Here is a 24617-nt window from a genome sequence, read left to right on the forward strand (position 1 = left end):
CGCGGCGCTAAGCGGGGTGTGCCAGGGTGCCGAGCTGGCGCAACAAGTCCTGCCCCTCGAGCCAATCGCCCAGGCCGCTGGCGCTGTTGAGGTGGCCGCGCGGCCCGGCCAGCACCAGCTGGGCGCCCCAGTCTGCCGCCATCTCGCCGGCGCGCTCGGGGGCGCAGTAGGGGTCGTCAGTCGAGACCACCGCCATGGCCGGGAAGGGCAGGCGGGCGCGGCGGATGGGGCGCCAGTTGTGCAGCTGCGGTGGCATGTCCTCGCGCTCGGTGTCGGGCGGGGCCACGAGCAGGGCGCCGCGCACGCGCGCTGTGTGCTGCGAATGCGCGGCCCAGGCCGCCACCAGCTGGCAGCCCAGGCTATGGGCAACCAGCAGGGCGGGGGTTTGCAGCAGGCGCGAGTCGTTCACCAGCACTTCGTCCAGGCGCGCCATCCAGTCGCCGCGGCGTGGCCATTCCCAGTCGGCTTGCTCGATGCGCACATGGCCCAGCTGCCGCTCCCAGTGGCTTTGCCAGTGCTCGGGGTCGGAATTCAGCCAGCCCGGCAACAGGTAAACCGGGGGGATGGCGGCGTTGGCAGTCGATGGCATGCGGGTTCGGCCTTATGCTGTGCGGATTCTTTGGCCAGGCATTGTGAGGGAGCGCGGCGATGGCGTTTGTGGTGTATGTGGACGGGCAAGAGGGCACAACAGGCCTGCGCATCAACGACTATCTGGCCCAGCGCAGCGACATCGAAGTGCTGCGCATCGACGCTGACAAGCGCAAGGACGCCGCTGAGCGCGCGCGCCTGCTCAACGCCGCCGATGTGGCCTTTTTGTGCCTGCCCGACGCCGCCTCGCGCGAAGCCGCGGCCATGGTCAGCAACCCCAAAACCTGTTTGATTGACGCCAGCACCGCGCACCGCACCGCGCCGGGCTGGGTCTTTGGCCTGCCCGAGCTGTGCAAAGGCCAGCGTGAGGCCCTGCGTGGCGCCAAGCGCATTGCCAACCCCGGCTGCCACGCCAGCGCCTTCATCCTGGCGCTGCGCCCGCTGGTGGATGCCGGGCTGCTGGCGCCCGAGGCGCTGGTTTCGGCCACCTCCATCACCGGCTATTCCGGCGGCGGCAAGGGCATGATTGCCGAGTACCAGGGCGATGCCCCGGCGCAGCTGCAGTCGCCCCGGCCCTATGCCCTGGCTCTGACGCACAAGCACCTGCCGGAGATGATGAGCCACACCGGCCTCAAGACCGCGCCGGTGTTCATGCCCGTGGTGGGCCCGTTCTACAAAGGCCTGACGGTCAGCGTGCCGCTGCACCTGCAGCAGCTGCGCCCTGGCAGCACGCCCGAGCAGGTGCGCGAGGCCCTGGCGGCGCACTACGAGGGGGAGCGCTTCATCCGCGTCATGCCGCTGCGCGATGCCGACACCCTGGCCAGCGGCTTCTTCGATGTGCAGGGCTGCAACGACAGCAACCGCGTGGACCTGTTTGTGTTTGGCTCTGAGACCCAAGTCCTGCTCATGGCACGCCTGGACAACCTGGGCAAAGGCGCCAGCGGTGCGGCCGTGCAGTGCATGAATGTGCACCTGGGTGTGGAAGAGTCTCTGGGCTTGGTTTGAGGCCCGAAGCCATGCATTGGCGCCAGGATGCCGACGTGAGCGTGGCCGACGTCGAGGCCATCCGCCACGGCGTCATCCTGCACGGGCGCCAGCAGACGCAGGGCAGCGACGCCCAGGACATCGCCTGCGCCCTCTATGACGACGAGGGGCAGCTGCTGGCCGGCGCCACGGGCCGCACCGAATTCCAGCGCCTCTATGTGAACAATCTTTGGGTGCGTGCCGAGCGGCGCGGCCAGGGCTTGGGCGGCGAGGTGCTGCGCCGCCTCGAAGCCCAGGCCTTGCGCCGGGGCTGCGTGGACGCGCTGATCGAAACCCTGCTCGACGAGGTCGCCGCCCTCTACGAGCACCTGGGCTACGCCTGCATTGCCCATGTGCACGACTACGTGCCGGGCTTCACACGGCACACCTTGCTCAAGGTTTGGCGCGGTCGGGATTGAGGAGGCACGCATGATCCATCTGGTGCCGCTGGCCGAGAGTGATCTGGACGAATTGCTGACGTTCGAAATCACGCAGCGAGCTTTCTTTGAGTCGCGCATCAATGCGCGAGCAGCTTCGTATTACAGCCGTGATGGGCTGGCCCAGGCGCTTGCCGAGGCCGCCGCCGACGCGGCAGCGGACCGGGCCTACCAGTTTTTGATGCGTGACGCTGACGGCGTTTTGGTGGGGCGTATCAATCTCACCGGCGTGCGTCGGCAGCATTTCTACAGCGCCGAAGTGGGCTATCGCGTGGCCGAGTTTGCCAACGGCAAGGGCTATGCCAAGGCAGCGCTGGGGCAGCTCTTGGTGCTGGCCTTCGGGGCGCTTGAGCTCAAGCGCCTTGAAGCCAAGGCCAGCGTTGGCAACCCGGGTTCGGCGCGGGTGTTGCAGGCCCATGGCTTTGTGCCATTTGGCCGTTCCCACCGCAGCTTCGAGCTGGGCGGCGTGTGGCATGACTGTTTGCATTTCGAGCGCCACGCCCAGCCTGGGTGATGGGTTCAAAGGTCAACTCACTGGGAGATTCCCATGCTTTGCTTGCCGTCTCTGTGGTCCCTGCGCTCACGCGTGTTCCTGCTGCCGGTGTTGGCGCTGTCTGGCGGGCTGGCCTGTGCCGACTCCATTGGCGAGGTCGACACGGTGTTCAAGCTGCTGGGGCCGGACCACAAAATCGTGGTCGACGCTTTTGACGACCCCAAGGTGGCGGGCGTGAGCTGTTATGTGTCGCGCGCCAAGACGGGCGGCATCAAGGGCGCTTTGGGGCTGGCGGAGGACAAGTCTGAGGCCTCTATTGCCTGCCGCCAGACGGGCGCCATCAGCATTGCCAAGCCTCTGCCTCAGCAGGAAGAGGTGTTCAGCGAACGCATTTCTTTGGTGTTCAAGCGCCTGCAGGTGGTGCGCATGGTCGACGCCAAGCGCAACACCTTGGTCTATCTCACCTACTCGGACCGTGTCATCGAGGGCTCGCCGCAAAACAGCGTGACGGCCGTGCCGGTGGATCGCGCCCAGCCCATCCCGCTGAAATAGCGGCTGTGTGCGGGACTGGGCGGCGGTGCAGCGGTCTCAGTCCTTGTAGAAGGCTTCGACCTTGCCCTTGATCTTCAGCAGCAGGGGGCGGCCTTTGCGGTCCACCGTCTTGCCTGCGGGCACTTTGATCCAGCCTTCGCTGACGCAGTACTCCTCGACGTCAAAGCGCTCTTTGCCGTTGAAGAGGATGCCGATGTCGTGCTCGAACACGGCGGCCACGTGGTGGGGGCTTTTGGGGTCGACGCTGAGGTGGTCGGGCAGGGCGGGTTTGGTGTCGCTCATGACGCGGTGTGTGGGGGTGATGGAATCAAGCCCCGCATTGTCGCGCAGCGGCCCGCGCTCAAGCCGGTGGGCGGCGGTAGTGGTAGCGGTAGGCCCAGACAAAGCCCAGCGCCCGGTACAGGGCCTGGGCGGCGTGGTTGTCGCAGCCCACTTGCAAGTAGGCGTGCGCCGCGCCTTGCCCGGCGGCGTGCTGCAGCAAGGCGCGGCAGAAGTGGCGCGCCCAGCCCTGGCGGCGCTGCGCAGCCGGGGTGTAGATGTCAAACAAGCCGACCAGGGTGGGGGCCTCGTGCGTCGGCGTGCTCAGGCAGATTTGGCCTCCGGCCAGAACGCGGCCATCAGCATGGCGCAGCTCAAACGCCTGGTAGGGCTGTGGCGCCAGGGCCATGCGTTCGATATGGGCCTGGATTTCGGTGTCTGTGGAGCCCCGCCAGGCACCCACCTGGGCGGCGTAGGCCGTGGCGCTCAGCGGCTGCAGGTGCAGCTGTGGGGGCAGCGGCGCGCGCGGTGCCAGGTCGGCCAGCACCAGCACATCGGCCGGGTCTTCCTCCACCCAGCCGCGCTGCGCGAGCAGGGCGTCCAGCTCGGCGGGTTGGCTGAAGGGGGTGAGCCGCACGTAAAGGGGCAATTGCGCGGCCGCAAAGGCCTGCTGGCAGCGTTGCAGCAGGGTGTCCAGGGCCAGGGTGCCTGCGGCCAACGGATTGATGCAGCGGCTGCGTTTGGCCTTGCCGGGCGAGAGCCTCAGCAGCCAGCCCTCCAACTCGGCCTCGCCGGGGGCCGCGCTGGCTTGCAGGCCGGCGGCTTCGGCCCAGCGGGCGAGGGTGGGCAGGGCAGGGGGCATGTCAGCGCATGGATTTGATGCGCTGCACCATTTCCCGCGCGAACTCCACAAAGGCTTGCGCGCCTTTGGAGGCGGGGTCGAACACCACGCCGGGCAGGCCGTAGCTGGGGGCCTCGGCCAAGCGCACATTGCGTGGGATGACGGTGTCGAACACCTTGTCGCCGAAGTGGCCCTTCAACTGTTCGCTGACTTGCTGCTGCAAGGTGATGCGCGGGTCGAACATGACGCGCAGCAGGCCGATGATTTGCAAGTCAGGGTTGAGGTTGGCGTGCACCTGCTTGATGGTGTTGACCAGGTCGGAGAGGCCTTCCAGCGCAAAGTACTCGCACTGCATGGGCACGATCACGCCGTGGGCCGAGCACAGGCCGTTGAGCGTGAGCATGGACAGCGAGGGCGGGCAGTCGATGAGCACGAAGTCGTAGTCGGCGTGGGCTGCTGTCAGCGCGGCTTTGAGCCGGGCCTCGCGCCGCTCCAGCTCCACCAGTTCCACCTCGGCGCCGGCCAGCTCGCGGTTGGCGCCCAGCACGTCGTAGCCCACCTTGTCGTTGCGCTGCTTGGCCTCGGCAATGCTGGCGGATTCCAGCAGCACGTCGTAGACGCTGAGCTGCAGGGCCCGCTTGTCCACACCGGAGCCCATGGTGGCATTGCCTTGAGGGTCCAGGTCCACGACCAGCACGCGCTGGCCGACTTTGGCCAGACCGGCCGCCAGGTTGACCGTGGTGGTGGTCTTGCCCACCCCGCCTTTTTGATTGGCAACGCAGAAGATTTTGGCCATGTGCTCGTTCGGGTACTGAAGCCCGCACTGTAACGCCTGAGGCGGGGGCTCAGGCTTGGGTCAGGCCCTGAGCCTGTCCGATGCCTGCCTTATGCCGGCGTTTTGGGGCGCAGCCACAACAGGCAGCGCTGGGCTTGCAGCCCCGGCACCTGCAGTTGTTCCACGTGAAACACTTCACGATCTGGCGCCCGCTGGGCCAGTTCGGCCAGTTCTTCGGTGGGGTGTTGGCCCTTCATGGCCGCCCACACGGCGCCGGGCTTGAGATGGCCTGCGCTCCAGTCGGTGAAGTCCACCAGCGAGGCGAAAGCGCGCGAGGTGATGAGGTCAAAGGGCGCGGCCTTGAGTTCCTGCACGCGGGCGTGCTCGCCGCGCAGATTGGCCAGCCGCAGCTCGGCCGCCACCTGGGCGATGAAGAAGGCTTTTTTGCCCACGGCGTCCACACACACCACCTGGGCTTCGGGCAGGCAGATGGCCACCACCACGCCCGGCAGGCCGCCGCCGCTGCCCACGTCCAGCAGCCGCCACGGGTTCAGCCCGGCCGCCTGGGTGTGGCGGCGCAGTGGCGGAATCAGGCTCAGGCTGTCGATGAGGTGCTGGGTCAGCATGGCCTCGGGTTCGCGCACGGCCGAGAGGTTGTAGACCTTGTTCCATTTGGCCAGCAAGGCCAGGTAGGCCAGCAGCTGGTCCAGCTGGCTGTCGCTCAGTGCCAGTTGGAGTTCGGTGGCGGCGGACTGCAGCCGTTCGCGCAGGGGAGTGGGGTCCATGGTGTGGGGCGGTGGGGCAGAGGGTTTCAGGCGGTGGCGGCTTCGTCGGCAAAGCCGTGGAAGCGCCCCTTGCGCAAATGGATGAGCAGCAGCGAGATGGCGGCGGGCGTGACGCCCGAGATGCGCGAGGCTTGGCCCAGGGTCTCGGGCCGGTGCTTGGTGAGGGTCTGCCGCACCTCGAAGGACAGGGCGGTGACCTGCTGGTAGTCCAGCTCCTCGGGCAGGCGCAGGTGCTCGAAGTGCGCGGCGCGTGCCACGTCGTCTTGCTGCTTGCTGATATAGCCCGCGTATTTGGTGGCGATTTCCACCTGCTCGATCACCGCATCGGCCAGGGTCTGGCCCAGCTCGGTGTGCAATGTTTCACGTGAAACAGCGTGCTCGGGCTTGGCAATGGCGGCCACGGCAGCCACCTGGTCAAAGCCGACGGCCGGGCGGCGCAGCAGGTCCTGCAGGCAGTACTCGCGCTCCAGTGCTTTGCCGATGAGGCGCTCGGCATCCTGGGCGGGCAGGATGCCGGGGTGAACCCAGGTGCTCTTGAGGCGCTCTGTTTCACGTGAAACAGCATCGCGCTTGCGGCAGAAAGCGTCCCAGCGGGTGTCGTCCACCAAGCCCAGCTCGCGGCCGATTTCAGTCAGGCGCATGTCGGCGTTGTCCTCGCGCAGCTGCAGGCGGAATTCGGCGCGGCTGGTGAACATGCGGTAGGGCTCGGTCACGCCCTTGGTGATGAGGTCATCCACCAGCACGCCCAGATAGGCCTGGTCGCGGCCCGGCACCCAGGGCTCGCGCCCCTGGACTTGCAGCGCGGCATTGAGTCCGGCGAACAGGCCCTGTGCCGCCGCCTCTTCATAGCCCGTGGTGCCGTTGATCTGGCCCGCGAAAAACAGCCCGCCAATGGCGCGGGTTTCAAAGCTGCTCTTGAGCGCGCGCGGGTCGAAGTAGTCGTACTCGATGGCATAGCCCGGCCGCAGGATGTGCGCCTGCTCCAGCCCGGGGATGGAGCGCACCGCGGCCAGCTGCACGTCAAAGGGCAGGGAGGTGGAAATGCCGTTGGGGTAGAACTCGTGGGTGCTGAGGCCCTCGGGCTCCAAAAAGATTTGGTGCGAGTCCTTGTCCGCGAAGCGGTTGATCTTGTCTTCAATGCTGGGGCAGTAGCGCGGCCCCACGCCTTCAATCACGCCTGTGAACATGGGGCTGCGGTCAAAGCCGGAGCGGATGATCTCGTGCGTGCGCTCGTTGGTGTGGGTGATCCAGCAGGGCAGCTGGCGCGGGTGTTGCGCCGCGTTGCCCAGAAAGCTGAACACCGGCATGAGCGGGTTGTCCGCACCGGGCATGCCGTCGCCGGGCTGCTCCGTGCACTTGGCAAAGTCGATGCTGCGCCCATCCAGACGCGGCGGCGTGCCGGTTTTGAGTCGGCCCTGGGGCAGGGCCAGCTCCTTGAGCCGGGCCGAGAGGCGCTGCGCCGGCGGGTCGCCTGCACGTCCGCCGCTGTAGTTCTGCAAGCCGATGTGGATGCGCCCGTCCAAAAACGTGCCCGCCGTCAGCACCACGGCACGGCCGCGAAAGCTCAGGCCCGATTGCGTGACCGCACCCACCACGCGATCACCCTCCACCAGCAAATCGTCCACCGCCTGCTGGAACAGCCACAGCTGCGGCTGGTTCTCCAGCCGGTGGCGTATGGCGGCCTTGTAAAGCGCGCGGTCGGCCTGCGCCCGCGTGGCGCGCACGGCCGGGCCTTTGGAGCCGTTGAGGATGCGGAACTGAATGCCCGCCTCATCCGTGGCGGCGGCCATGGCGCCGCCCAGCGCGTCCACCTCCTTCACCAAATGCCCCTTGCCAATGCCGCCGATGGACGGGTTGCAGCTCATCTGACCCAGGGTGTCGATGTTGTGGGTCAGCAGCAGGGTGCTGCAACCCATGCGGGCAGCGGCCAGGGCGGCCTCGGTACCGGCATGGCCACCACCGACCACGATGACGTCGAACTCTTGCGGATAAAGCATGGCAGGGCGGTCTACCCCGGGTGCAGGCAAGCGCCACAACACCCGGCAGCAGACAAGTCTTAGCTAGGGGAGAAGGCGCGATTTTACGCGGCCCCTGTGGATAAGTGCGGCCCGCGCCAGCCCCAAACCCCACCCGCACGCGACAATCCGCCCATGTCTGCCGCCGCCGTCCCCACCCCTTGCCGCAGCGGCTGCGCCGCCTGCTGCATTGCGCCCTCCATCAGCAGCCCCATTCCCGGCATGCCCCAGGGCAAGCCCGCCGGTGTGCCCTGCGTGCAGCTGGACGAACACCTGCGCTGCAAAATCTTCGGCCACCCCAGCCGCCCGGCGGTGTGCGCCAGCCTGACCCCCGACCCCGACATGTGCGGCGACAGCCGCGAACAAGCCCTGCGCTGGTTGGGGTGGATGGAGGAGGCAACGGGGCCGCAAGAGGGCAGTTAACAGCCCCTGAGCAGCGGCTGAATTGGGCTGTTTGAAATCATGAGTGGGGCAGCCTATTCTGGGGTAAACCCTAGAGAGACGATTCCATGCGGCTCGTGCTTGATTGGCAGCCCATTGGCGGGCAAGGCCGCATTGGTCAGGGCGTACCGCGAAGGCAGTTGACGCGGCGCTTGCGGTGCTTGGCCCGCACGGGTTGGAGGGGTGCAGCAGCGCCCCGACGTTATGGCGCAGTGCCTGTCTCCCGATATCACGTTGGCGCCTCACAAGGAGATACCTTGACAGCCGATAGCATCATCACAATTCTTGGCGCAATCATCACAGTTGCTGGAGCCAGATTCACGATCAGCGAAGCGAGAAAAGCGAAAAACTATTCCGAACAAATTAAGGTTGATGTTGAAAAAGTTTCACTCATGCGCATCACAGAGTCGTTTTATCGATGCCAAGAGGAAGTTCGGAAGCTGCCCCGAGACCAAACAAAAATCCCTCGTGGCTTCAAAATAGCAGATGCCTTAGACCGGATATGGCCACACTTTGATCAAATACTTAGCTCTCATGTTTTGAGTGGCGATAACACCTCTATCCGACAGATAGTTATTGAGGCGCAGGGGCTTCTTAGAAAATATGAGACTAATAGTACTCAACCAGCTATTGATCCATATAACGTGCAGTGTTTGATTCAGCAAGCGCTATCCGAGATTAACTCAAAATTATTCAAACTTGACGGGAAAGCATGATGGAAAAAATTGAATCGATTGTTGCCCGGCTCGAAAAGCTGGAATTTCATGTCAAAATTCTTGCTGAGTCGCTAAATCACACCGAGAACCCAATTGCCTCCTTAGTGGTTGGCTTCGACTGGTCATTACATGATCTAAATTGTGCCCACGACATATTCGAAATGTTTGAAAACAAGATGCGCGAGTCGGAGAAAATTAATTGGCATGACCTAGAAAAGGAGTTCTACGACAGACTGAATATTTGTTACCAGGGATTGAAATCAGTAGTTCTTGCCTTTTATAGAAATGGACAATGGACAGAGGTTTGCCACGCCTACGCTTCTAGCTTTGGTAACAGCGTGCCTCTAGAGCTAAAAGCTATTGCGCAGGGAACATTGCGCTAACCAATCATTCCACCGGACCTGCACAAAAAACCGCGCTGGCCAGTGAATTCATCGCCGTGGCAGGGGTGGGAGGGGGCAGGTCATATCAAAATGCACGCTGTACCTCCTGCAGGAGAACGCCTTGCGCATGACATTTCACACTGCCGTACCCCGCCCGTTTCGCTCAGCCCTTGTGGCTCTGAGCTGTTGGGGCCTGGCGCTGAGCGCTTGGGGTGGGCCCAGCAACCCTGCTCGGGCTGAGACTGAGTCTTTGCTGCAAGTGCTGCAGGACTCTGGTTGCCAGTTCAACCGAAACGGGTCTTGGTATTCGGGTGCCGAGGCCAGGGCGCATTTGCTCAAGAAGCTGGGCTACCTTGAAGACAAAGGCATGCTCAAGTCCACCGAGGATTTCATCAACCTCGGCGCCTCAACCAGCAGCAGCAGCGGCAAGGCCTATCTGGTGAAGTGCGCAGAATCTCCTGCCGTAGAGAGCAAGGTGTGGCTTCACACCCAGCTGACCACGCTGCGGAAATCCCAGAAAAAGTAAAAGGCGGCCAGGGCGGCGCGCCTTGAATGAATGCAGCGCAAAAGCTTGCGCTGAAAGCGAGGCCCCCGGGTGGGGGCTCGTTGGGGGACTGAATTACTTGGTTTCAGCCAATTTGGTTTCGTTCACGCCCTTCTTGCCCTCGGCTTCGCTGACGAGATGAAGCTTGGTGCGCGCGTACAGGGCGCCCATTTTCACTTCTTGCCAGATGTAGTAGAGAACGCCGGGCTTGGCGTCGATTTCAACGGTGTCGGTGTTCTCGGCCTTGGAGGTGACTGTGGTTTTACCCGGGGCAACTTCCTTGTAGAGGAAGGTGTTTGCGGCGGTTTGGCCCACTGCCTTGCCGTTCACTTCCACATCCATCTTCACCGCAGCGCCCATGGTTTCATTGCGGTAGATGTAAACGCCAGCAGCATTGGCCGGTGCCACGAACTTCTTGGCCGCCGCGTCTTGCCCGGGGGAGCCCATGTTGACCGAGGCACAGCCCACGAGGTTGATGGCGATGGCTGCCAAGGCGATGAGTTTTTTCATGTGTAGTCCATTTTGAGAAATTGACGGTTGCCGGTTTCGACACATTGAGACGGCACGGGTATCGAATTTGACGAACCATTCTATGGAGGACGGGGTCACATCTTCCTTCCCCCCCCGAAAGTGGGAATTTATGACCCGCCACGGGTCTCATCGCCATATCGCCACGCTTACTTCGCCACCGCCGCCTTCAAGCTGCGCGCGGTGTGGGCCAGGGCCAGGGCGGTGAGGGCGATGCTGGAGCCGAAGGCGGGCAGGAGTTTGGCCATTTGCAGGGCCTCGCCTTTGATGATGCTGCCCATGAGGGTGAATTGCCCCAGGCCCGGCACCCAGACGTACCAGGCTTGCTCGCCCGAGGGGTTGAGGAAGCTGACCATGGGCAGCAGGCTCAGCAAGGTGACCACGAGGCCGGCGCTGGCCTGGGCTTCTTTGAAGCTTGTGGTGCGCATGGCCATGGCCATCATGAGGGAGCAGGCCATGAGGCTCAGGGGTGCGAGCACGGCAAAGCACAGCAGCGCTTCGGGGAGGCCGAACTGGAACAGTGCTTGCAGCTCTTCACTCTTGATGAAGTGCTGCGCCGGTATGAAGCTGGCCAGGGCGGCGGCGGCCACGGTCAGGCCGAAGAGCCCGGCGGCGGCCCATTTGCCCAGCACCAGCACGCTGGGGTTGATGGGGTTCATCACCAGCGGTTCGAGGGAGCCGCGTTCGCGTTCGCCCGCTGTGCTGTCCAGCGCGGCGGTGAGCGAGCCCATCAGGATGGCCGAGAGGATGATGAAGGGAATCATGCCGGTGATCTGGGCGCCGCGGCTTTGCTGGGAGGCGAGGTTGACGTCTTCCACGCTCACGGGCTTGAGCGCTTGGCCGGGCACGCCGCGCAGGGCCAGGGCCAGGGTGGCGCGTTCCTGGTTGAAGCCGTTGAGCACGCGGTCGACCTGGCGGGACTGAATCTCGGCGCGTTGGTTGCTGCTGTCGCTGACGATTTGCAGCACCGGGCTTTCGCCCGCATGCAGCTGGGCTTCGAAGTCGGCGGGCACGCGCACCACGGCGTCGGTGTAGCGCCCGGCTTTGAGTTCGGTTTCGTAGTCAGCGGGCGGGGTTTTGATGCTGTAGCTCTGGCGCTCCAGGTAGTTCTTCAGCGTGGGGGCGTGTTCCAGGCCCAGCACCACCAGCTCGCGCTTTTCGGCCTTCTCTTCGATGGAGCCGATGAAAAAGCTCAGCGCCACCAGCACCAGCGGGCCGATGAGCAGCATGGGCAGGAGGGTGCGCATGAGGGTGCGGCGGTCGCGCAGGGCGTCGCGCAGTTCTTTGGCCAGCACGATGAAGAAGTGCTGGGTGTTGGATGTGCTGCGGCTCATGCGGCCTCCTGCGATGCGGCGCCAAAGGCGTGGTGAACAAAAGCGTCTTCAAAACGGGTCTGGCCGCTGCTGTGCAGCAGTTCGGCCACGCTGCCTTGGGCCTGCACACGGCCGCGCGCGACGATGAGCACGTGGTCGCACAGCATTTCGACCTCTTGCATGATGTGGGTGGAAAAGACGATGCACTTGCCGCCGCCTGCGGGGCTTTTGAGGTGGCGCAGCACCTCGCGCAGGCCGCGTGTGGCCAGCACATCCAGGCCGTTGGTGGGCTCGTCCAGCACCACGTTGGCGGGGTCGTGCACCAGGGCGCGGGCCAGCGAGGTTTTCATGCGCTCGCCCTGGCTGAAGCCTTCGGCGCGGCGCTCCAGCAGCGGTTTCATGTCCAGCAGCTCGGCCAGCGCGTCGGCGCGGGCGCTGGCGGCCTCGGCGTCCATGCCTTGCAAGCGGCCGAAGTAGACGATGTTCTCGCGCGCCGTCAGGCGCGGGTAGAGGCCGTGGGCGTCGGCCAGGATGCCCATGCGGGCCAGGGCCTGGCGGGGCTGGGCCAGGGCGTCCACGCCGTCAACATCGATCTGCCCGGCGTCGGGCGTGACCATGCCAGCCAGCATGCGCAGCGTGGTGGTTTTGCCCGCGCCGTTGGGGCCCAGCAGGCCGGTGATGCTGCCGTTGGGGGCCAGCAGCGAGAGGCCGTCCACGGCCTGTACGGTGGCCACGGGGCGGCGGCCCAGCAGGCTTGCGAGCGAGGGCTTGGCGGGCGTGGCGCCGCGCGCGGCAAAACGCTTGGCGAGGTTTTGGATGCGAATCATGGTGTGGGGCTCTCCCTCAGGGCTGGGGGGCAGAGGCGGCGCTGGCGCTGCGGTAGGCCAGGGCGCGTGGGATGGATTGGAGGCAGTCGGCCTTGTCGCGCACGGCTTGCAGGGCCTGGGCGTCGGTGTCGGCGTTGAAGAACTGCTTGATGGCGTCGCGCAGGCAGGCTTGGCTCATCACCCCGTGGCCGAGGTTGGGGGCCACCACATGCAGCGCCAGGCTGCCCAGCGCGCGCGCGATGCGCTCGCCGTGGCGGGGTGGGGTCACGGGGTCGGCGCCGCCGCTCAGCAGCAGCACGGCGCTGCGGCTTTGGGGGGTGGTGTAGAAGGCCTCAGGCACGCTACCGCGTGGCCAGTTCTGGCACACGGCGCCGTAGAAGCGGGCGTCGCTGGCGCCGAAGTCCCCACCGCCGACAAAGCTGGCGCGCTGGCGTGGCGCGTCCTCAGCACACACCACACTGAAGTGCATGCCCATGAACATGCGATCGCGGGCCGAGCCGCCCGTCAGGCCTTGCGACAGCCCGGCCAGGGCTTGGAAGTCGCCGCTGGCGGCGCGCTCTATGGCTTCGGGCAGGGCGCTGCTGAGTGCGGGCACGTACAGCGGCGCGCGCACCAGGCGCACCACGTCGTCGCGCTCCAGCGTGACGTTCTCCAGCACGCCATTGAGCGGGTGGCGCAGCGCGGCCTGGCGTGGCAGGCTTTGCAGCAAGCTGGCCCAGCGCTGGCGCAGCTGCGGGTGCTGCTTGGCGCAGCTGGGCTCGGTCTCGCAGGCCTTGAAAACGGTGTCCAGGGCGGCCTGGCCGTCGTGGCTGGAGGCCTCAGGCAGGGTCATGTCGGGTGGGGCCACGCCGTCGATGAGCGTGCGGCGCACGGCGGCCGGGAACTGGCGCTGGTACTCCAGCGCGGCACGCGTGCCGTAGGAGGCGCCCATGAGGTTCCACTGCGCCACGCCCAGCTGCTGGCGCACGGCGTCGGCGTCCTGCATGGCCAGGGTGGTGGTGTAGTAGCGCAGGTCGCCGTGGGGCAGCTTTTGCAGCGCGGCCTGGCAGGCCTGCAGCTCGCGCACCAGGCTGGCCGTGCCCACGCTGTTTTTTTGGGACTGCTTGCTGCTGTCCGGGCAGGCCAGGGGGGCCGAGCGTCCGGTGCCGCGCTGGTCGATGAAGACCAGGTCGCGCCGCGTGTTGAGGCTGCGCAGCTGGCCCATGAGCTTGGGCTGCAGAGTGATGGCGCTCTGCCCGGGGCCGCCGGCGAAGAACACCAGCGGGTCGGGCCGCTTGTTGCGCGCCACGGCGGGCACCACCACGTAGTGCACGTCGATCTTGACGCTCTTGGGGTCATCGGGGTTGAGCGGGCGCTGCACCACGCCGCACTGCAACTCATTGGCCCAGCCCGGCACGCGGCAGGCTTGGGTGGGGCTGCTGCTGGCGCTGGCCTGGGCCAGGGGGCTGCAGCTCAACAAGGCCGCCAGCCAAAGCAGGCGGGGTGGGGGCAGGGGAATACTCACGCTGGGGTCTCCTCAGTGGCGCTTAGCGCCAAAAGTCATGCGGCGCGATTATGGTGGGGCGCCGCACTGCCTGCGGCTCCAATGGGATGACTGGGCCTATGGTGTGTTGAGTGGCGGATAGAGCTGGCAACACTTCACGAACAGCCCCTGTGGGTGCCGTCTAGCCTGGCAAAACACGCCACTATTCCCGACCGCCCCATGCTGAACGTGGCACGCTCGCAGGCGTTGCACAAACCAGCGTGATGAGCATTAAAGGCATGACCACGGCGTCGGAATCCTGGGCTGAGCTGTCTCGACAGGACGCTGGCGGTTCTGGTGCTGCGCCGTGGATGGGTTTGATCCCCGATGGCGTGTTGGTGGTCGATCGGCAAGGCCGCATCGTCGACTGCAACCAGGCCTTGTCGGAGATGTGTGGCTGGAGCCAAGAGGCGCTTAGCGGCCAGCTCTTGGTGGAGCTGCTGCCGCCGGAGGTGCGTGGCCACCACCATCGACATCTGCAGGACTTCTTTGCCGCACCGCGCCAGCGCGCCATGGGCGGCGTGGCGCAGCTGGCCCTGTGCCATCGTGACGGGCATGAGGTGCCTGTGGACATCTCCATTGGCAGCTTGGTCCACGCCGGGCAGGTGCTGGCCCTGGCCGTGGTGCGCGACGTCAGCGAGGCAGCGGCGCGCCACGCCCAAGAGCGCTACCTGGCGCTGCATGACGAGCTCACGGGGCTCTACAGCCGGCACCTGTTTGGCGAGCTGCTGGACAAGGCCCTGCAGCGCTGCCAGCGCAGCGGGGACAGCGTGGCGGTGTTGCTGATCGATCTGGATGATTTCAAAGCCGTCAACGACGGTCATGGCCACCAGGTGGGCGACCTCATGCTCAAGGACATGGCCGAGCGCATGCGCGGCCAGCTGCGCAAAGGCGATGCGCTGGCGCGCCTGGGCGGCGATGAGTTTGCGGTGATCTTGCAGGACGAGGTCAACCAAGAGAGCGTCGCTGCCGTGGCCCTCAAGCTGCTGCAGGCCTTGGGCCAGCCCTGGCACAGTGGCTTGCACGAGGCCTACCCCTCGGCCAGCATTGGCCTGGCCTTTGCTCCGCAGGACGGCCAAGACGCGGTAACTTTGCTGCGCCACGCCGATGTGGCCATGTACCGCGCCAAAGACGCCGGGCGTGGCACCTACATGCCCTTTGATGCCGACATGGCGTTGCAGCTGCGCGATCGCACCTTGCTGCGCGGGCGCCTGCAGCGGGCCTTGGAATCAGACCAAGGTCTGGCCCTGCACTACCAACCACAGCTCGATGCTCAGAGCGGGTGCGTGACCGGCGTGGAGGCGCTGCTGCGCTGGACCGACGCGGAGCTGGGCCCGGTGGCACCGGACCGCTTCATTGCCGTGGCCGAGGCTTCGGGCTTGATTCACACCCTGGGCGACTGGGTGATGGCACAGGCCTGTGCGCAGGTCACAGCCTGGCATGAACAGGGCTTGCATCTGCAAGTCTCGGTCAACGTCTCCCTCCACCAGCTGCGCCAGCCCGGCTTTGTGCAGCGCCTGCGCCACCTGCTCCAGCGCGCGGGCGTGCGCCCGGGCATGCTGGAGCTGGAGATCACCGAGACCGCCGCCATGAACCAGTTCGAAGCCTCGCATGCGGTGCTCGACGAGTTGGCGGCGCTGGGGCTGCCGCTGGCGCTGGACGACTTTGGCAAGGGCTACTCCTCGCTGGCGCATTTGCGTCAGATCCCCGTGCAGCGGCTCAAGATGGACCGCAGCTTCATCACCCAGCTGCCGGGCCAGCCCAGCGACCAGGTGATGGTGCGCGCCATCATTGCCCTGGCCAAGGCGCTGGACAAAACCGTGGTGGCCGAGGGCGTGGAAACGCAGGCCCAGCGCGAGCTGCTGCAGCACGAGGGCTGTGACACCTTGCAGGGCTGGTTGTTTGCGCGCGCCCTGCCCGCGCAAGACATCCCCGAGGCCGTGGCCCAGCTCAACGCCAAGGCCTGGCGCTGAGCGCGGGCCGCTCAGGCCTCAAGGCTTGAGGTGCTGGGCGAAGAACTTCTCCATGGCCTCGTAGAACTCGAAGCGGTTTTCCTCGTTGCGAAAACCATGGCCCTCGTTGTCTTTGACCATGTACTGCACCGTCACGCCGCGGCGGCGCAGGGCCTCCACCATCTGGTCGCTCTCGCTCTTGACCACGCGCGGGTCTTTGGCGCCCTGGGCCACGAACAGCGGGGTCTTGATCTTGTCCGCGTTGAGCGCGGGGGAGTTGGCCGTGAGCCGCTCCTTGTCGCGCTCCGGGTGGCCCACCATGGCCTGCAGCTTGTCCAGCATGGGCTTCCAGTAGGGCGGAATGCTGTTCATAAAGGTCAGCAGATTGCTCACCCCTACATAGTCCACCGCGGCGGCGTAGAGCTCGGGCTCCTTGGTGATGCCCATGAGCGTGGCATAGCCGCCGTAGCTGGCGCCGTAAATGCCCACGCGTTTGGGGTCGGCATAGCCCTGCTGGATGAGCCAGCGCGTGCCGTCGGTCACGTCGTCCTGCATGGCCAGGCCCCACTGGTTGAAGCTGGCCTCCCAGAAGCTGCGGCCATAGCCGGTGGAGCCGCGGAAGTTCATCTGCAGCACGCAATAGCCGCGGCTGGCGAGGAACTGCACCTGCGGGTTGAAGCCCCAGTTGTCGCGGGCCCAGGGGCCGCCGTGGGGGTTGACGACGCAGGCGCGGTTTTGGCTGCCCTTGCCGTCGCTGGGCAGGGTGAGGTAGCCGTGAATCGTCAGCCCGTCGCGGGCCTTGTAGCTGATGGGCTGCATGGTGGCCATGCGCGCCTGTGGCAGCCAGGGGCGGGTGTCGCCCAGCTTTTGCAGCTGGTTGCTCTTGGTGTCATAGAGGTAGTGCGTGCCGCTGTCGCGGTCGCTGAAGGCCGCCACCACCAGGCGTTGCTCGTCCTCGGTGTGGGCCACCAGGCGCAGCTCGCGCTCGGGCAGCTGGGCGCGCAGGCGCTCAAAAACGGCGCGCGTGCTGGCGTCAAAGAAATGCTGCTGGGTTTTGGCGCGTGTGTAGCTGGCCCACAGCAGGCGCTTTTGGTGGCGTGAGTACTGGGCGCCGTCCAGGTCGGCCTCGCCGTCGGCAAACAGCAGCTCTTCCTTGTCGGGCGTGGCGGGGTCGATGCGCACCAGGGCCAGCTTGTCGCGGCCACGGTTGGACAGGGCCAGGAGCTGGCGGTTGTCCGCATCAAAAAACAGCGGCGAGACCGAGGTGCGGAAGTCGGTGGTGATGATGGGCGCCAGCGCATCGGCCTCTTTGGCGCGGTACAGCACGGTGGCGTTGACGCCGTCGCCCGCCACGCCCACGCGCACCTGGCCTTGGTGATCGGTCACCCAGCTCAAGATATTGCCGGGGTTTTGCGCCACCAGCGTGGATTTGCCGCTGGGCAGGTGGATGCGCAGCACGTCAAACACTTTGGCGTCGCGCTGGTTGTGCTGCACCAGGATGTGCTCGGGGTCGCCCGGCAGGTCGTCCACCAGGCTGGCGCGCACTTTCTCAAAGGGCGTGAGGTCGGTGATCTTGCCGCTGCCCACCTCCACGGCCACGACGTGGAAGTTCTCGTCACCGCCAAAGTCTTTGGCGTAGAGCAGGGTGCCGTCGCCCTTCCAGAAATAGCCAGCGATGTCGCGTGCCTGCTCGCGCGTGAGCTGGCGTGGCTCGCCCTTGGGCGTGAGACCGTCCAGGGCCTGGATGAAGATGTTCATGCGCTGGGGCTGCCCGGCTTGGGCCGCCGCCGGGGCCAGCCAGGACAGCCAGCGGCCGTTGCTGCTGAGCTTGAAGGCGGTGCGCTCGGGGCTTTTGAAGAAGTCGCGCAGCGCGATGGGGACGGGCGCGTCTTCAGCAGGGGCCGCGGCCATGGCCGGGGAGGCCGCCAGCAGGGCACTGGCGCCCAGGGCGCTCAACAACAGCAAGGGGGTGGGCAGAGACATCGTCACTCCTCGAATCAGTTGGGGTGGGGCCGCCCCACAGGGGCTCTGCAGGGGCGCCACGCCATCTTCTGACGCTGAGCCGGGCCGCAACAAGGCGGGAGTGACGAACGGCGGCTCAGGCGGTATCAAGCGCCCAGATCAGGGCATGAGCGCGATCTGGGCGGCTTGGGCGGTTTTCAGCCGCGCTTCTTCAGCAGGTTGTCGCAGGTGCTTTTCTCGCCGCCGTTGAGGCCCGAGCACACGCCGTCGAGCTGCTGGCGCAGCCGGTTGAGGGTGGCGTCGTTGCGGCCGTCGGCGTTCCATTGCACCAGCTGGGCGCTGGCGCGCTGCAGCGAGCGCGCGCTGCGCTCGTAAAACGCGCCCTTGTCCTTGGCGGCTTCGGTCAGCAGCTGGCTGGCCACTTTCTCGATGCGCGCGCTGTCTTGCGGCGCCAGCTCCACCAAGGCGCTCAAGTAGCCCGAACCCCATTGCAGACGCGTGGCCGGGCCCTCGCTCTTGGTGAAGGCTTCTTCGTACCAGCGCAGCGCTTCGTCCTTGCGGCCGAGCTTTTTGGCGTTGCCGCCGAGCATGCTCATGAGGTAGTAGGGCGCATGGCTCTTGGCCAGGCCGGCCTTGAGCAGCGCATCGCTTTCGGCCCACAGACCGGCACGGCCCAGGGCATAGGCGGCGCTGGTGATGACGGCCTGGCGCTCATGCCCATCGGTGATTTCCTTGTCGGCGCGCGCCGCGGCGGTTTTCACGTCGGCCAGCAGCTCGGGGTTGAGCTTGGGGCGCAGCTCGGTCTTGGGCTGGTCCAGGCGGGCCAGTTCGACGCGGGCGATGAGGGCCTGCACGCGGTCGGCGCGCGACAGCGTGGTGTCGGCCTCAAAGCGCTTGAGCGTCTGGCTGAACTGCGTCACCCAAGCCTGGCGCTCGGCGCCGCTTTGCGGGGCCAGCACGGTGACGATGTCCGTGGCGCCATTGGCCAGCACGTCCACATGGGTGCGGGCCAGCGCGGGCTGGCTCAGCACTTGGCGCACCTGCTTGGCGGTGGCGGCGTCGGGCTTGAAGCCCGAGCGTGCTTGGTCGCCAGCGGCCAGGGCCTTGAGCAGCAGCCGCGTGCCGGTTTCTTCGTCCACGCCGCGGGCCACGCCCGAGAGCTGCAGCAGCAGCGCAGCGCGGTCGGCCGCAGGCACCAGCTGTTGTTCGTCGGTGTCCCAGCCGTAGAAGCCCAGCAGGCGCCACTCGTTGGCACTGAGCTTTTTGCCCGCGCGCGCATCGGCCAATACGGCGCTCACCGGGCGGCCGCCCGAGAGCCCCAGCTGCAGCACCTTGAGCACCTGCGGTGCGTCGGCCTCGCCGGGCAGGCGTGTCACTTCCTGGCCTTCGGGGCTGAAGAGGATGAGGGTGGGGTAGCCGCGCACCTTGAAGCGGGCACCGAGCTTTTGCGCGCCGGGGTTGTCGCCGTCGATGTGCACGGGCACAAAGGCTTGGGAGAGCTCAATGAAGTCCGCCCGGTTGAACAAGGTGGCCTTGAGTTGGTTGCACGGCGGGCACCACTTGGCCCCCCAGTACAGCAGCACCGGCTTTTTGCTGGTCTTGGCCTGGGCAAAGGCTTTGCTGATGTCGTCATCGGCCGAGGCTTCTTGCCAGGCCACGCTCGGCGCCGTGGTGGCGTGGACCGGCAGCGTGGTCGCAGCGGCAGTGCACATCAAGGCCAGCGCCAACAGGGTGGGGCGCAGACGGGGGGTGAGCGAGCGGGTCATCGTCATGGCTGTGGCGGCGGCTTTTGACCGCACCATTCGGTTGGATGGAAGCGGTCATTGTGCGACTAAAGAGCGCGCGCGCGATGTGCGGCGCACGCATAAGCAATCGCAATCCCTGCACATAGGGTGGTGGGGTCGCCGGAATAATCGGGCCCATCTTCAATCTGCGTGGTCGGCTCGCCTCAGCGGGCGCTTTGCGGCCACTTCTTCCCCCATGCTGCGACTCCCCAATTTGCTGGCCACCCCGCGCGGGCGGCTCAGTGCCTTCTTCTTGCTCTATGTCACCGAGGGCATTCCCCTGGGCTTTGCCATCACGGCCGTGGCCTCGCAGCTGCGCCGCATGGATGTGGGGCCCGCCGCCATCGGCGCCTTTGTGGCTTCTTTCTACCTGCCCTGGGCCTTCAAGTGGGCGTTCGGGCCGGTGGTGGATGTGTTTCGCAGCCAGCGCTTTGGCCACCGCCGGGCCTGGATTTTTGCCATGCAGCTGCTCATGGCCGCCACGCTGCTGGCCTTGATCTGGGTGCCGCTGCCCGTGGGCCTGGCGCTGTTCACGGCCGTGCTCTTGGTGCACAACACCTTTGCCGCGGTGCAGGACGTGGCCATCGACGCGCTGGCCGTCAACGCCCTGCGTGAGAACGAAACCGGCCTGGCCAACGGGCTGATGTTTGCTGGGGCCATGCTGGGCCAGGCCATTGGCGGCTCGGGCGTGCTGTTCCTCATGCCCTACACCGGCTTTCAGGGCAGCTTTGTGCTGGTGGCGCTGGCCATTCTGACGGTCACCTGGCTGGTGGTGTGGCCCATGAAGGAGGCCGTGATTGCCCAGCTCAAGCCCGCTGCCGAGCAGGCGGCCGAGATCGTGGGCACGGGCTGGCGCAGCGTGGGCGCGCAGATGCAGCAGTTTGCGCAGGAGGCCTTCCAGTCCTTTCTGGGCTCGCGCGGGGCGTTTGTGGGCGTGTTCTTTTCGCTGCTGCCCGCCGGGGCCATGGCGCTGAGCCTGGCGTTGCAGTCCAACCTGGCCGTGGAGCTGGGCATGAGCAATGCCGAGGTGGCCTGGCTCACACTGGTGAGCACGCTCACCTCGGGCCTGTGCATGGTGGTGGGCGGGTGGATCTCTGACCGCCTGGGCAAGCGCCGCACGCTGACGGTGTATGTGCTGCTCATGAGCCTGCCCGTGCTGGCCATGGCCTGGGCGCTGCACCAAGCCGGCTATGTGATGCCACGCGACGTGGGCGATGTGCGCCAAGACGCCTTGATTGAATGGCTGTGGTGGACCACCGTGGCCTACAACGTGGGCATGGGCCTGATGTACGGCACGCGCTCGGCCATCATGATGGACGTGACCAACCCGCGAGTGGCGGGCACCCAGTTCACCGCCTATATGGCCATGAGCAACTTGGCCATTGCCTTTGCCGCCACCTGGCAGGGCCAGGCGGCCGAGAGCCTGGGCTACCCCATGACGCTGACGATGGACGCGGTGCTGGGCCTCTCCAGCCTGCTGCTGCTGCCCTGGCTGTACAAAAGCCGCGAGGCGCTGTTGTGCGACGCGCGCGCTGCGGGCCGCGCACGCACCTCGGCCCTGGTGCTGGGCGCGCTGCTGGGCCTGGCCCTGGCGCCCTATCTGTGGGTGCACGACGACGCCAACCCCTGGGCCGGCGTGATCAACACCGTGCTGACGCTGTGCTTGGTGGTGGCCGCGCTCTTCCTCTACGCCGCCACGCTGTTGCAGCAGCACAGTGCCGCGCTGCGGCGCTGGTGCCTGTGCTTGGCTCTGGCGCTGCTGGCGGTGTACTTGCGCAAGTTCGTGCCCGAGTCTTGGTCGGCGTTGGCCGACCAGCTCGGCGCCCTGGTGTGCGCCGTGGGCGGGCTGACCCTGACGGGCCTGGGCGTACGCGCCTGGACGGGCCTCCAGACCAGCCAACCCTGACCCTGACGCCCCACATCCCCTGCGGGGTGTGGATTACTGCCGGAAATGCAGCCCGCCCGACGTGGCCCCTGTCGGGTCACCCCTCAAGCCTGTCGCAGCAAGAGACGAAGACTGCGAGACGACAAGCGTCCGACAGCACGGCTGGACAGGACACATCAAGCTCGCGCGGTGGCTTTTGGACTGACGCGCGTCAACGAGGGGCTTCCATGATCATCGATGCATGGCGGGGGGAATGGGCGGCGGCAGCGTTTGGGCTGTGCCTGTTTTTGGGCATGCTGAGCTACGCCCGCAAATGGCGCGGCCGTGTGCAGCAGCAAGACGACGAGCTACAGCGCCTCCACCGCGATTCCCATCAAATGCGGGCTGTGTTGAACACCGCCCCCGACCCCATGGTGCTGTGGGACGCCCAAGGCTGGCCCTTGGGCTGCAACTCGGCCTTTGAACAACTCAGCGCTCTGAGCGAAGCCCAGCTGCTGGCGGGCGGCAGTGCGCTGGTCCCCGACTGGTTGCGGGCCCATGAACCTGGACGCAGCCTGTGTTGGGTGGACGACGCCAGCGGGCAACGCCGCTGCATGGATGTGGAGCATGTGACCGTCTGGCCGCACCTCAATCAACCTGGCATGCTGACCGTGGCGCGCGACATCACACGCCAGCAGCAAGCCCTGGAGCATGCGCGGGTGGCGGGGCTGGTGTTTGAGAACGCCGTCGAAGGCATTGTGGTGCTGGACGACAGAGACCGCATCTGCGACATCAACCCCGCGCTGTGCCGACTCCTGGGGCAATCCCGCGCCGAAGTGCTGGGCCGCCACCCCATGGCCATGCACAACCAGGCCCAAGACCCTGAGCAGCTCGCTGAGCTGGAATCCTCACTCGTTCAGCAAGGCCGCTGGAGTGGCGAGCTGCTGGCGCAGTCCGCCGAAGGCCAGCTGCTGCCGCTGTGGGCCACCTGGGTGCGCTTCAAGAACAACGAAGGGCGGCACATGACGCTGGGCGTGCTCACCGACATGACGCCCATCAAAGAAGCCGAAGCCAAGCTGCTGCACCAGCGCCTGCACGACCCGCTCACCGGCTTGCCCAATGCCTTGCTCATGCGCGACCGCATCGAGCGCCAAATCATCCAGGCGCGGCGCGACGCCTCCAACATCGCCGTGCTCTTTGCCGACCTCGACGGCTTTCGCGAAATCAACGAACTCGGCGGCCACGGCGTGGGCGATGCGGTGCTGCAAGAAGTGGCGCGGCGCTTCAGCGGCGTGGTGCGCGCCAGCGACTCCATCTCGCGCGTGGGCGCCGACGAATTTGTCATGCTGCTGGCCGGGCTGATCGACGAAGCCCGTGCCATGTCCATGGGCGAGCGCCTCATTCAATGCCTGGCCGAGCCCGTGCAGGTTGACGAACAGACCTTCAACCTCGGCGTCACCGTGGGGCTGGCGCTGTTCCCGGCCGACGGCATTGAGGTCGAAGTGTTGCTGCGTCACGCCGAAGCCGCCATGGCGCGCGCCAAAAAAGAAGCCCGCGGCACCGTGCAGGCCTACCGCCCCGACCTCACCGCTGCGGCCCAGCGCCGCATCGAGCTGGTGCACGCCCTGCGCCTGGCGCAGGACATGGGGCAATTCCACCTCGAATACCAACCCCAGGTGCGCGTGCGCGACGGCTCGCTGATCGGCGCCGAGGCCCTCATGCGCTGGCGCATTCCCGGCAAAGGCCCGGTCTCGCCGCTGGACTTCATCCCCCTGGCCGAGGAAACCGGCCTCATCATCGCCATGGGCCGCTGGGTGCTGGAGCAAGCCTGCGCTCAGGCCGTGCTCTGGCAAGCCCAAGCCAATATGCCTCCGGTGGTGGCCGTCAACGTCTCGGCGCGCCAGCTGCGCCAGCCCGACTTTCTCAAAGTCCTGGACGACGTGCTGCAGCGCAGCGGCTGCCCGCCACATGCGCTGGAGCTGGAAGTCACCGAGAGCATGCTGCTGGAGGAATCCGACCAAGCCATTGCCCTGCTCTACGAAATTGCCAAACGCGGCGTGCGCGTGGCGCTGGACGACTTTGGCACCGGCTACTCCTCGCTGGCCTACCTGCGCCGCCTGCCCGTGCACACCCTCAAGCTGGACCGCAGCTTTGTCAAAGAGCTGGGCCAGGACCGGCAGGTCGAAGCCATTGCGCGCACCATCATCCGCCTGGCGCGCGACCTCTCACTGGAAGTGCTGGCCGAAGGCGTGGAAACGCCCGAGCAAGTGCGCTGGCTGCGCCTGGCCGGCTGCGACTGGGCCCAGGGCTGGTGCTACGGCAAACCCATGCGCCCCGAGGGCTTCCAATACGCGGCCCCCGACATTGCCGAGACCGGCGTCTTTGTCGACACCCTGGTCCAAGACGAACCCTCCACCGTGGGCCCGGCCTTGCAAGCGCTGGCGTCGGAGTGAGGGGCGGCGCAGGCGCTCCCTACACCGGCAGCGCCGCGCTGTTTTTGATTTCTTCCATCACCGCATAGGTGCGGGTTTCGCGCACGCCGGGCAGGGTCCAGATGACGCTGCCGATGAATTCGCGGTAGGAGGCCATGTCGCGCACGCGGGTTTTGAGCAGGTAGTCAAAGCCCCCGGCCACGAGGTGGCATTCCAGGATTTCGGCGCGGGCCTGTACGGCGGCTTTGAAGTTGTCCATGACGTCCTGCACGGTGCGGTCCAGCAGGATTTCGACAAACACCAGCATGCCCACGCCCAGGAGCGCGGGGTTGAGCCGCGCTTCGTAGCCCAGGATGTAGCCCTCGCGCGTGAGGCGCTTGACGCGCTCCAGCACCGCCGTGGGCGAGAGGTGCACGGTTTCGGCCAACTTCAGGTTGGCAATGCGCCCATCGGCCTGGAGTACGCGCAGAATGCGCAAGTCGATGGCGTCTAGCGTTGAAACATCGGCCATGGCTGGATTTTTCTCTTTGATCGGATGAATCATCCGAATTTAATCCAGTTTCAACCCCACTAAAGTCCCGG

Annotated in this window: 24 protein-coding genes; 11 read left to right on the top strand and 13 right to left on the bottom strand. The window is 66.1% G+C overall.

The annotated features are described in order from the left end of the window. Positions 1-7 precede the first annotated feature (7 nt). Positions 8-589, bottom strand: coding sequence for an RBBP9/YdeN family alpha/beta hydrolase (locus ACG0Z6_RS05750; protein WP_394459369.1), 582 nt, complete (start codon positions 587-589; stop codon positions 8-10). 59 nt (positions 590-648) lie between these two features. Here ACG0Z6_RS05750 and argC point away from each other — a divergent pair, with 59 nt between their 5' ends. Genes argC through ACG0Z6_RS05770 form a run of 4 tightly spaced genes read left to right on the top strand, consistent with a single transcriptional unit; the run spans position 649 to position 3093 of the window. After that, positions 649-1593 carry an N-acetyl-gamma-glutamyl-phosphate reductase gene (argC, locus tag ACG0Z6_RS05755; protein WP_394459371.1) on the top strand — a complete coding sequence of 315 codons (945 nt, stop codon included), beginning with the start codon at positions 649-651 and terminating at the stop codon, positions 1591-1593. Between the two features lie 11 nt (positions 1594-1604). After that, positions 1605-2030: a GNAT family N-acetyltransferase gene (locus ACG0Z6_RS05760; RefSeq protein ID WP_394459373.1), complete on the top strand. Its 426-nt coding sequence runs from the start codon at positions 1605-1607 to the stop codon at positions 2028-2030. Between the two features lie 10 nt (positions 2031-2040). Then, complete coding sequence (locus tag ACG0Z6_RS05765) at positions 2041-2562, top strand: GNAT family N-acetyltransferase (RefSeq protein ID WP_394459375.1); 522 nt, start codon at positions 2041-2043, stop codon at positions 2560-2562. A 33-nt stretch (positions 2563-2595) separates the two neighbouring features. Continuing rightward, positions 2596-3093: a CreA family protein gene (locus ACG0Z6_RS05770; protein WP_394459377.1), complete on the top strand. Its 498-nt coding sequence runs from the start codon at positions 2596-2598 to the stop codon at positions 3091-3093. A 36-nt stretch (positions 3094-3129) separates the two neighbouring features. Here ACG0Z6_RS05770 and ACG0Z6_RS05775 read toward each other — a convergent pair whose 3' ends face one another. From ACG0Z6_RS05775 to mnmG, 5 genes are all read right to left on the bottom strand, one after another. Then, the gene (locus tag ACG0Z6_RS05775; protein ID WP_394459379.1) at positions 3130-3375 is read right to left on the bottom strand and encodes a DUF3297 family protein; all 246 of its coding nucleotides are present in this window, start codon (positions 3373-3375) and stop codon (positions 3130-3132) included. 58 nt (positions 3376-3433) lie between these two features. Continuing rightward, on the bottom strand, positions 3434-4213 hold the full coding sequence (locus tag ACG0Z6_RS05780) for a GNAT family N-acetyltransferase (protein WP_394459381.1): 780 nt from the start codon (positions 4211-4213) through the stop codon (positions 3434-3436). Between the two features lies 1 nt (position 4214). Further along, the gene (locus ACG0Z6_RS05785) at positions 4215-4988 is read right to left on the bottom strand and encodes a ParA family protein (protein ID WP_394459383.1); all 774 of its coding nucleotides are present in this window, start codon (positions 4986-4988) and stop codon (positions 4215-4217) included. Between the two features lie 89 nt (positions 4989-5077). Next, positions 5078-5752 carry a 16S rRNA (guanine(527)-N(7))-methyltransferase RsmG gene (rsmG, locus tag ACG0Z6_RS05790; protein WP_394459385.1) on the bottom strand — a complete coding sequence of 225 codons (675 nt, stop codon included), beginning with the start codon at positions 5750-5752 and terminating at the stop codon, positions 5078-5080. 26 nt (positions 5753-5778) lie between these two features. Beyond that, positions 5779-7749 carry a tRNA uridine-5-carboxymethylaminomethyl(34) synthesis enzyme MnmG gene (gene mnmG / locus ACG0Z6_RS05795; RefSeq protein ID WP_394459387.1) on the bottom strand — a complete coding sequence of 657 codons (1971 nt, stop codon included), beginning with the start codon at positions 7747-7749 and terminating at the stop codon, positions 5779-5781. Positions 7750-7902: 153 nt separating this feature from the next. Between mnmG and ACG0Z6_RS05800 the strand changes: the two genes are divergently transcribed. The 4 genes from ACG0Z6_RS05800 (at position 7903) to ACG0Z6_RS05815 (ending at position 9833) form a co-directional block, all read left to right on the top strand. Next, complete coding sequence (locus tag ACG0Z6_RS05800) at positions 7903-8190, top strand: YkgJ family cysteine cluster protein (RefSeq protein WP_394459390.1); 288 nt, start codon at positions 7903-7905, stop codon at positions 8188-8190. Between the two features lie 275 nt (positions 8191-8465). Then, on the top strand, positions 8466-8924 hold the full coding sequence (locus ACG0Z6_RS05805; protein ID WP_394459392.1) for a hypothetical protein: 459 nt from the start codon (positions 8466-8468) through the stop codon (positions 8922-8924). Beyond that, the gene (locus ACG0Z6_RS05810) at positions 8924-9307 is read left to right on the top strand and encodes a DUF1878 family protein (RefSeq protein WP_394459394.1); all 384 of its coding nucleotides are present in this window, start codon (positions 8924-8926) and stop codon (positions 9305-9307) included. Before ACG0Z6_RS05805 ends, ACG0Z6_RS05810 begins: the two co-directional genes overlap by 1 nt. 127 nt (positions 9308-9434) lie before the next feature. Beyond that, positions 9435-9833, top strand: coding sequence for a YfeK family protein (locus tag ACG0Z6_RS05815; RefSeq protein WP_394459396.1), 399 nt, complete (start codon positions 9435-9437; stop codon positions 9831-9833). A gap of 93 nt (positions 9834-9926) precedes the next feature. On the opposite strand, the gene ACG0Z6_RS05820 is transcribed toward ACG0Z6_RS05815, so the two are convergent. The 4 genes from ACG0Z6_RS05820 to ACG0Z6_RS05835 all read right to left on the bottom strand — a co-directional run bounded on the left by ACG0Z6_RS05820 (position 9927) and on the right by ACG0Z6_RS05835 (position 14023). Beyond that, positions 9927-10361 (bottom strand): DUF2846 domain-containing protein, encoded by a 435-nt coding sequence (locus tag ACG0Z6_RS05820; RefSeq protein ID WP_394459398.1) that lies wholly within the window; start codon positions 10359-10361, stop codon positions 9927-9929. A 167-nt stretch (positions 10362-10528) separates the two neighbouring features. Beyond that, positions 10529-11713, bottom strand: coding sequence for an ABC transporter permease (locus ACG0Z6_RS05825; RefSeq protein WP_394459400.1), 1185 nt, complete (start codon positions 11711-11713; stop codon positions 10529-10531). After that, entirely contained in the window at positions 11710-12519 is an 810-nt protein-coding gene (locus ACG0Z6_RS05830; protein WP_394459403.1) for an ABC transporter ATP-binding protein, read from the bottom strand. Before ACG0Z6_RS05830 ends, ACG0Z6_RS05825 begins: the two co-directional genes overlap by 4 nt. Before the next feature lie 16 nt (positions 12520-12535). Continuing rightward, positions 12536-14023 carry an alpha/beta hydrolase gene (locus ACG0Z6_RS05835; protein WP_394459405.1) on the bottom strand — a complete coding sequence of 496 codons (1488 nt, stop codon included), beginning with the start codon at positions 14021-14023 and terminating at the stop codon, positions 12536-12538. A gap of 242 nt (positions 14024-14265) precedes the next feature. Between ACG0Z6_RS05835 and ACG0Z6_RS05840 the strand changes: the two genes are divergently transcribed. Further along, positions 14266-16014: a putative bifunctional diguanylate cyclase/phosphodiesterase gene (locus tag ACG0Z6_RS05840; RefSeq protein WP_394459407.1), complete on the top strand. Its 1749-nt coding sequence runs from the start codon at positions 14266-14268 to the stop codon at positions 16012-16014. Between the two features lie 18 nt (positions 16015-16032). Here ACG0Z6_RS05840 and ACG0Z6_RS05845 read toward each other — a convergent pair whose 3' ends face one another. Continuing rightward, complete coding sequence (locus ACG0Z6_RS05845) at positions 16033-17976, bottom strand: S9 family peptidase (RefSeq protein WP_394459409.1); 1944 nt, start codon at positions 17974-17976, stop codon at positions 16033-16035. 176 nt (positions 17977-18152) lie between these two features. Further along, positions 18153-19727, bottom strand: coding sequence for a thioredoxin family protein (locus ACG0Z6_RS05850; RefSeq protein WP_394459411.1), 1575 nt, complete (start codon positions 19725-19727; stop codon positions 18153-18155). 208 nt (positions 19728-19935) lie between these two features. Here ACG0Z6_RS05850 and ACG0Z6_RS05855 point away from each other — a divergent pair, with 208 nt between their 5' ends. Together ACG0Z6_RS05855 and ACG0Z6_RS05860 are read left to right on the top strand one after the other, a co-directional pair. After that, entirely contained in the window at positions 19936-21645 is a 1710-nt protein-coding gene (locus ACG0Z6_RS05855; RefSeq protein ID WP_394459413.1) for an MFS transporter, read from the top strand. Positions 21646-21851: 206 nt separating this feature from the next. After that, positions 21852-24056 carry a putative bifunctional diguanylate cyclase/phosphodiesterase gene (locus ACG0Z6_RS05860; protein ID WP_394459415.1) on the top strand — a complete coding sequence of 735 codons (2205 nt, stop codon included), beginning with the start codon at positions 21852-21854 and terminating at the stop codon, positions 24054-24056. 19 nt (positions 24057-24075) lie between these two features. Here the strand turns inward: ACG0Z6_RS05860 and ACG0Z6_RS05865 are convergent, their stop codons facing one another. After that, positions 24076-24579 carry an Lrp/AsnC ligand binding domain-containing protein gene (locus ACG0Z6_RS05865; protein WP_394459417.1) on the bottom strand — a complete coding sequence of 168 codons (504 nt, stop codon included), beginning with the start codon at positions 24577-24579 and terminating at the stop codon, positions 24076-24078. Between the last annotated feature and the right edge of the window lie 38 nt (positions 24580-24617).

The organism is Roseateles rivi (assembly GCF_043555845.1).
In the GTDB taxonomy this organism is placed as follows: Bacteria; Pseudomonadota; Gammaproteobacteria; order Burkholderiales; family Burkholderiaceae_C; genus Roseateles; species Roseateles rivi.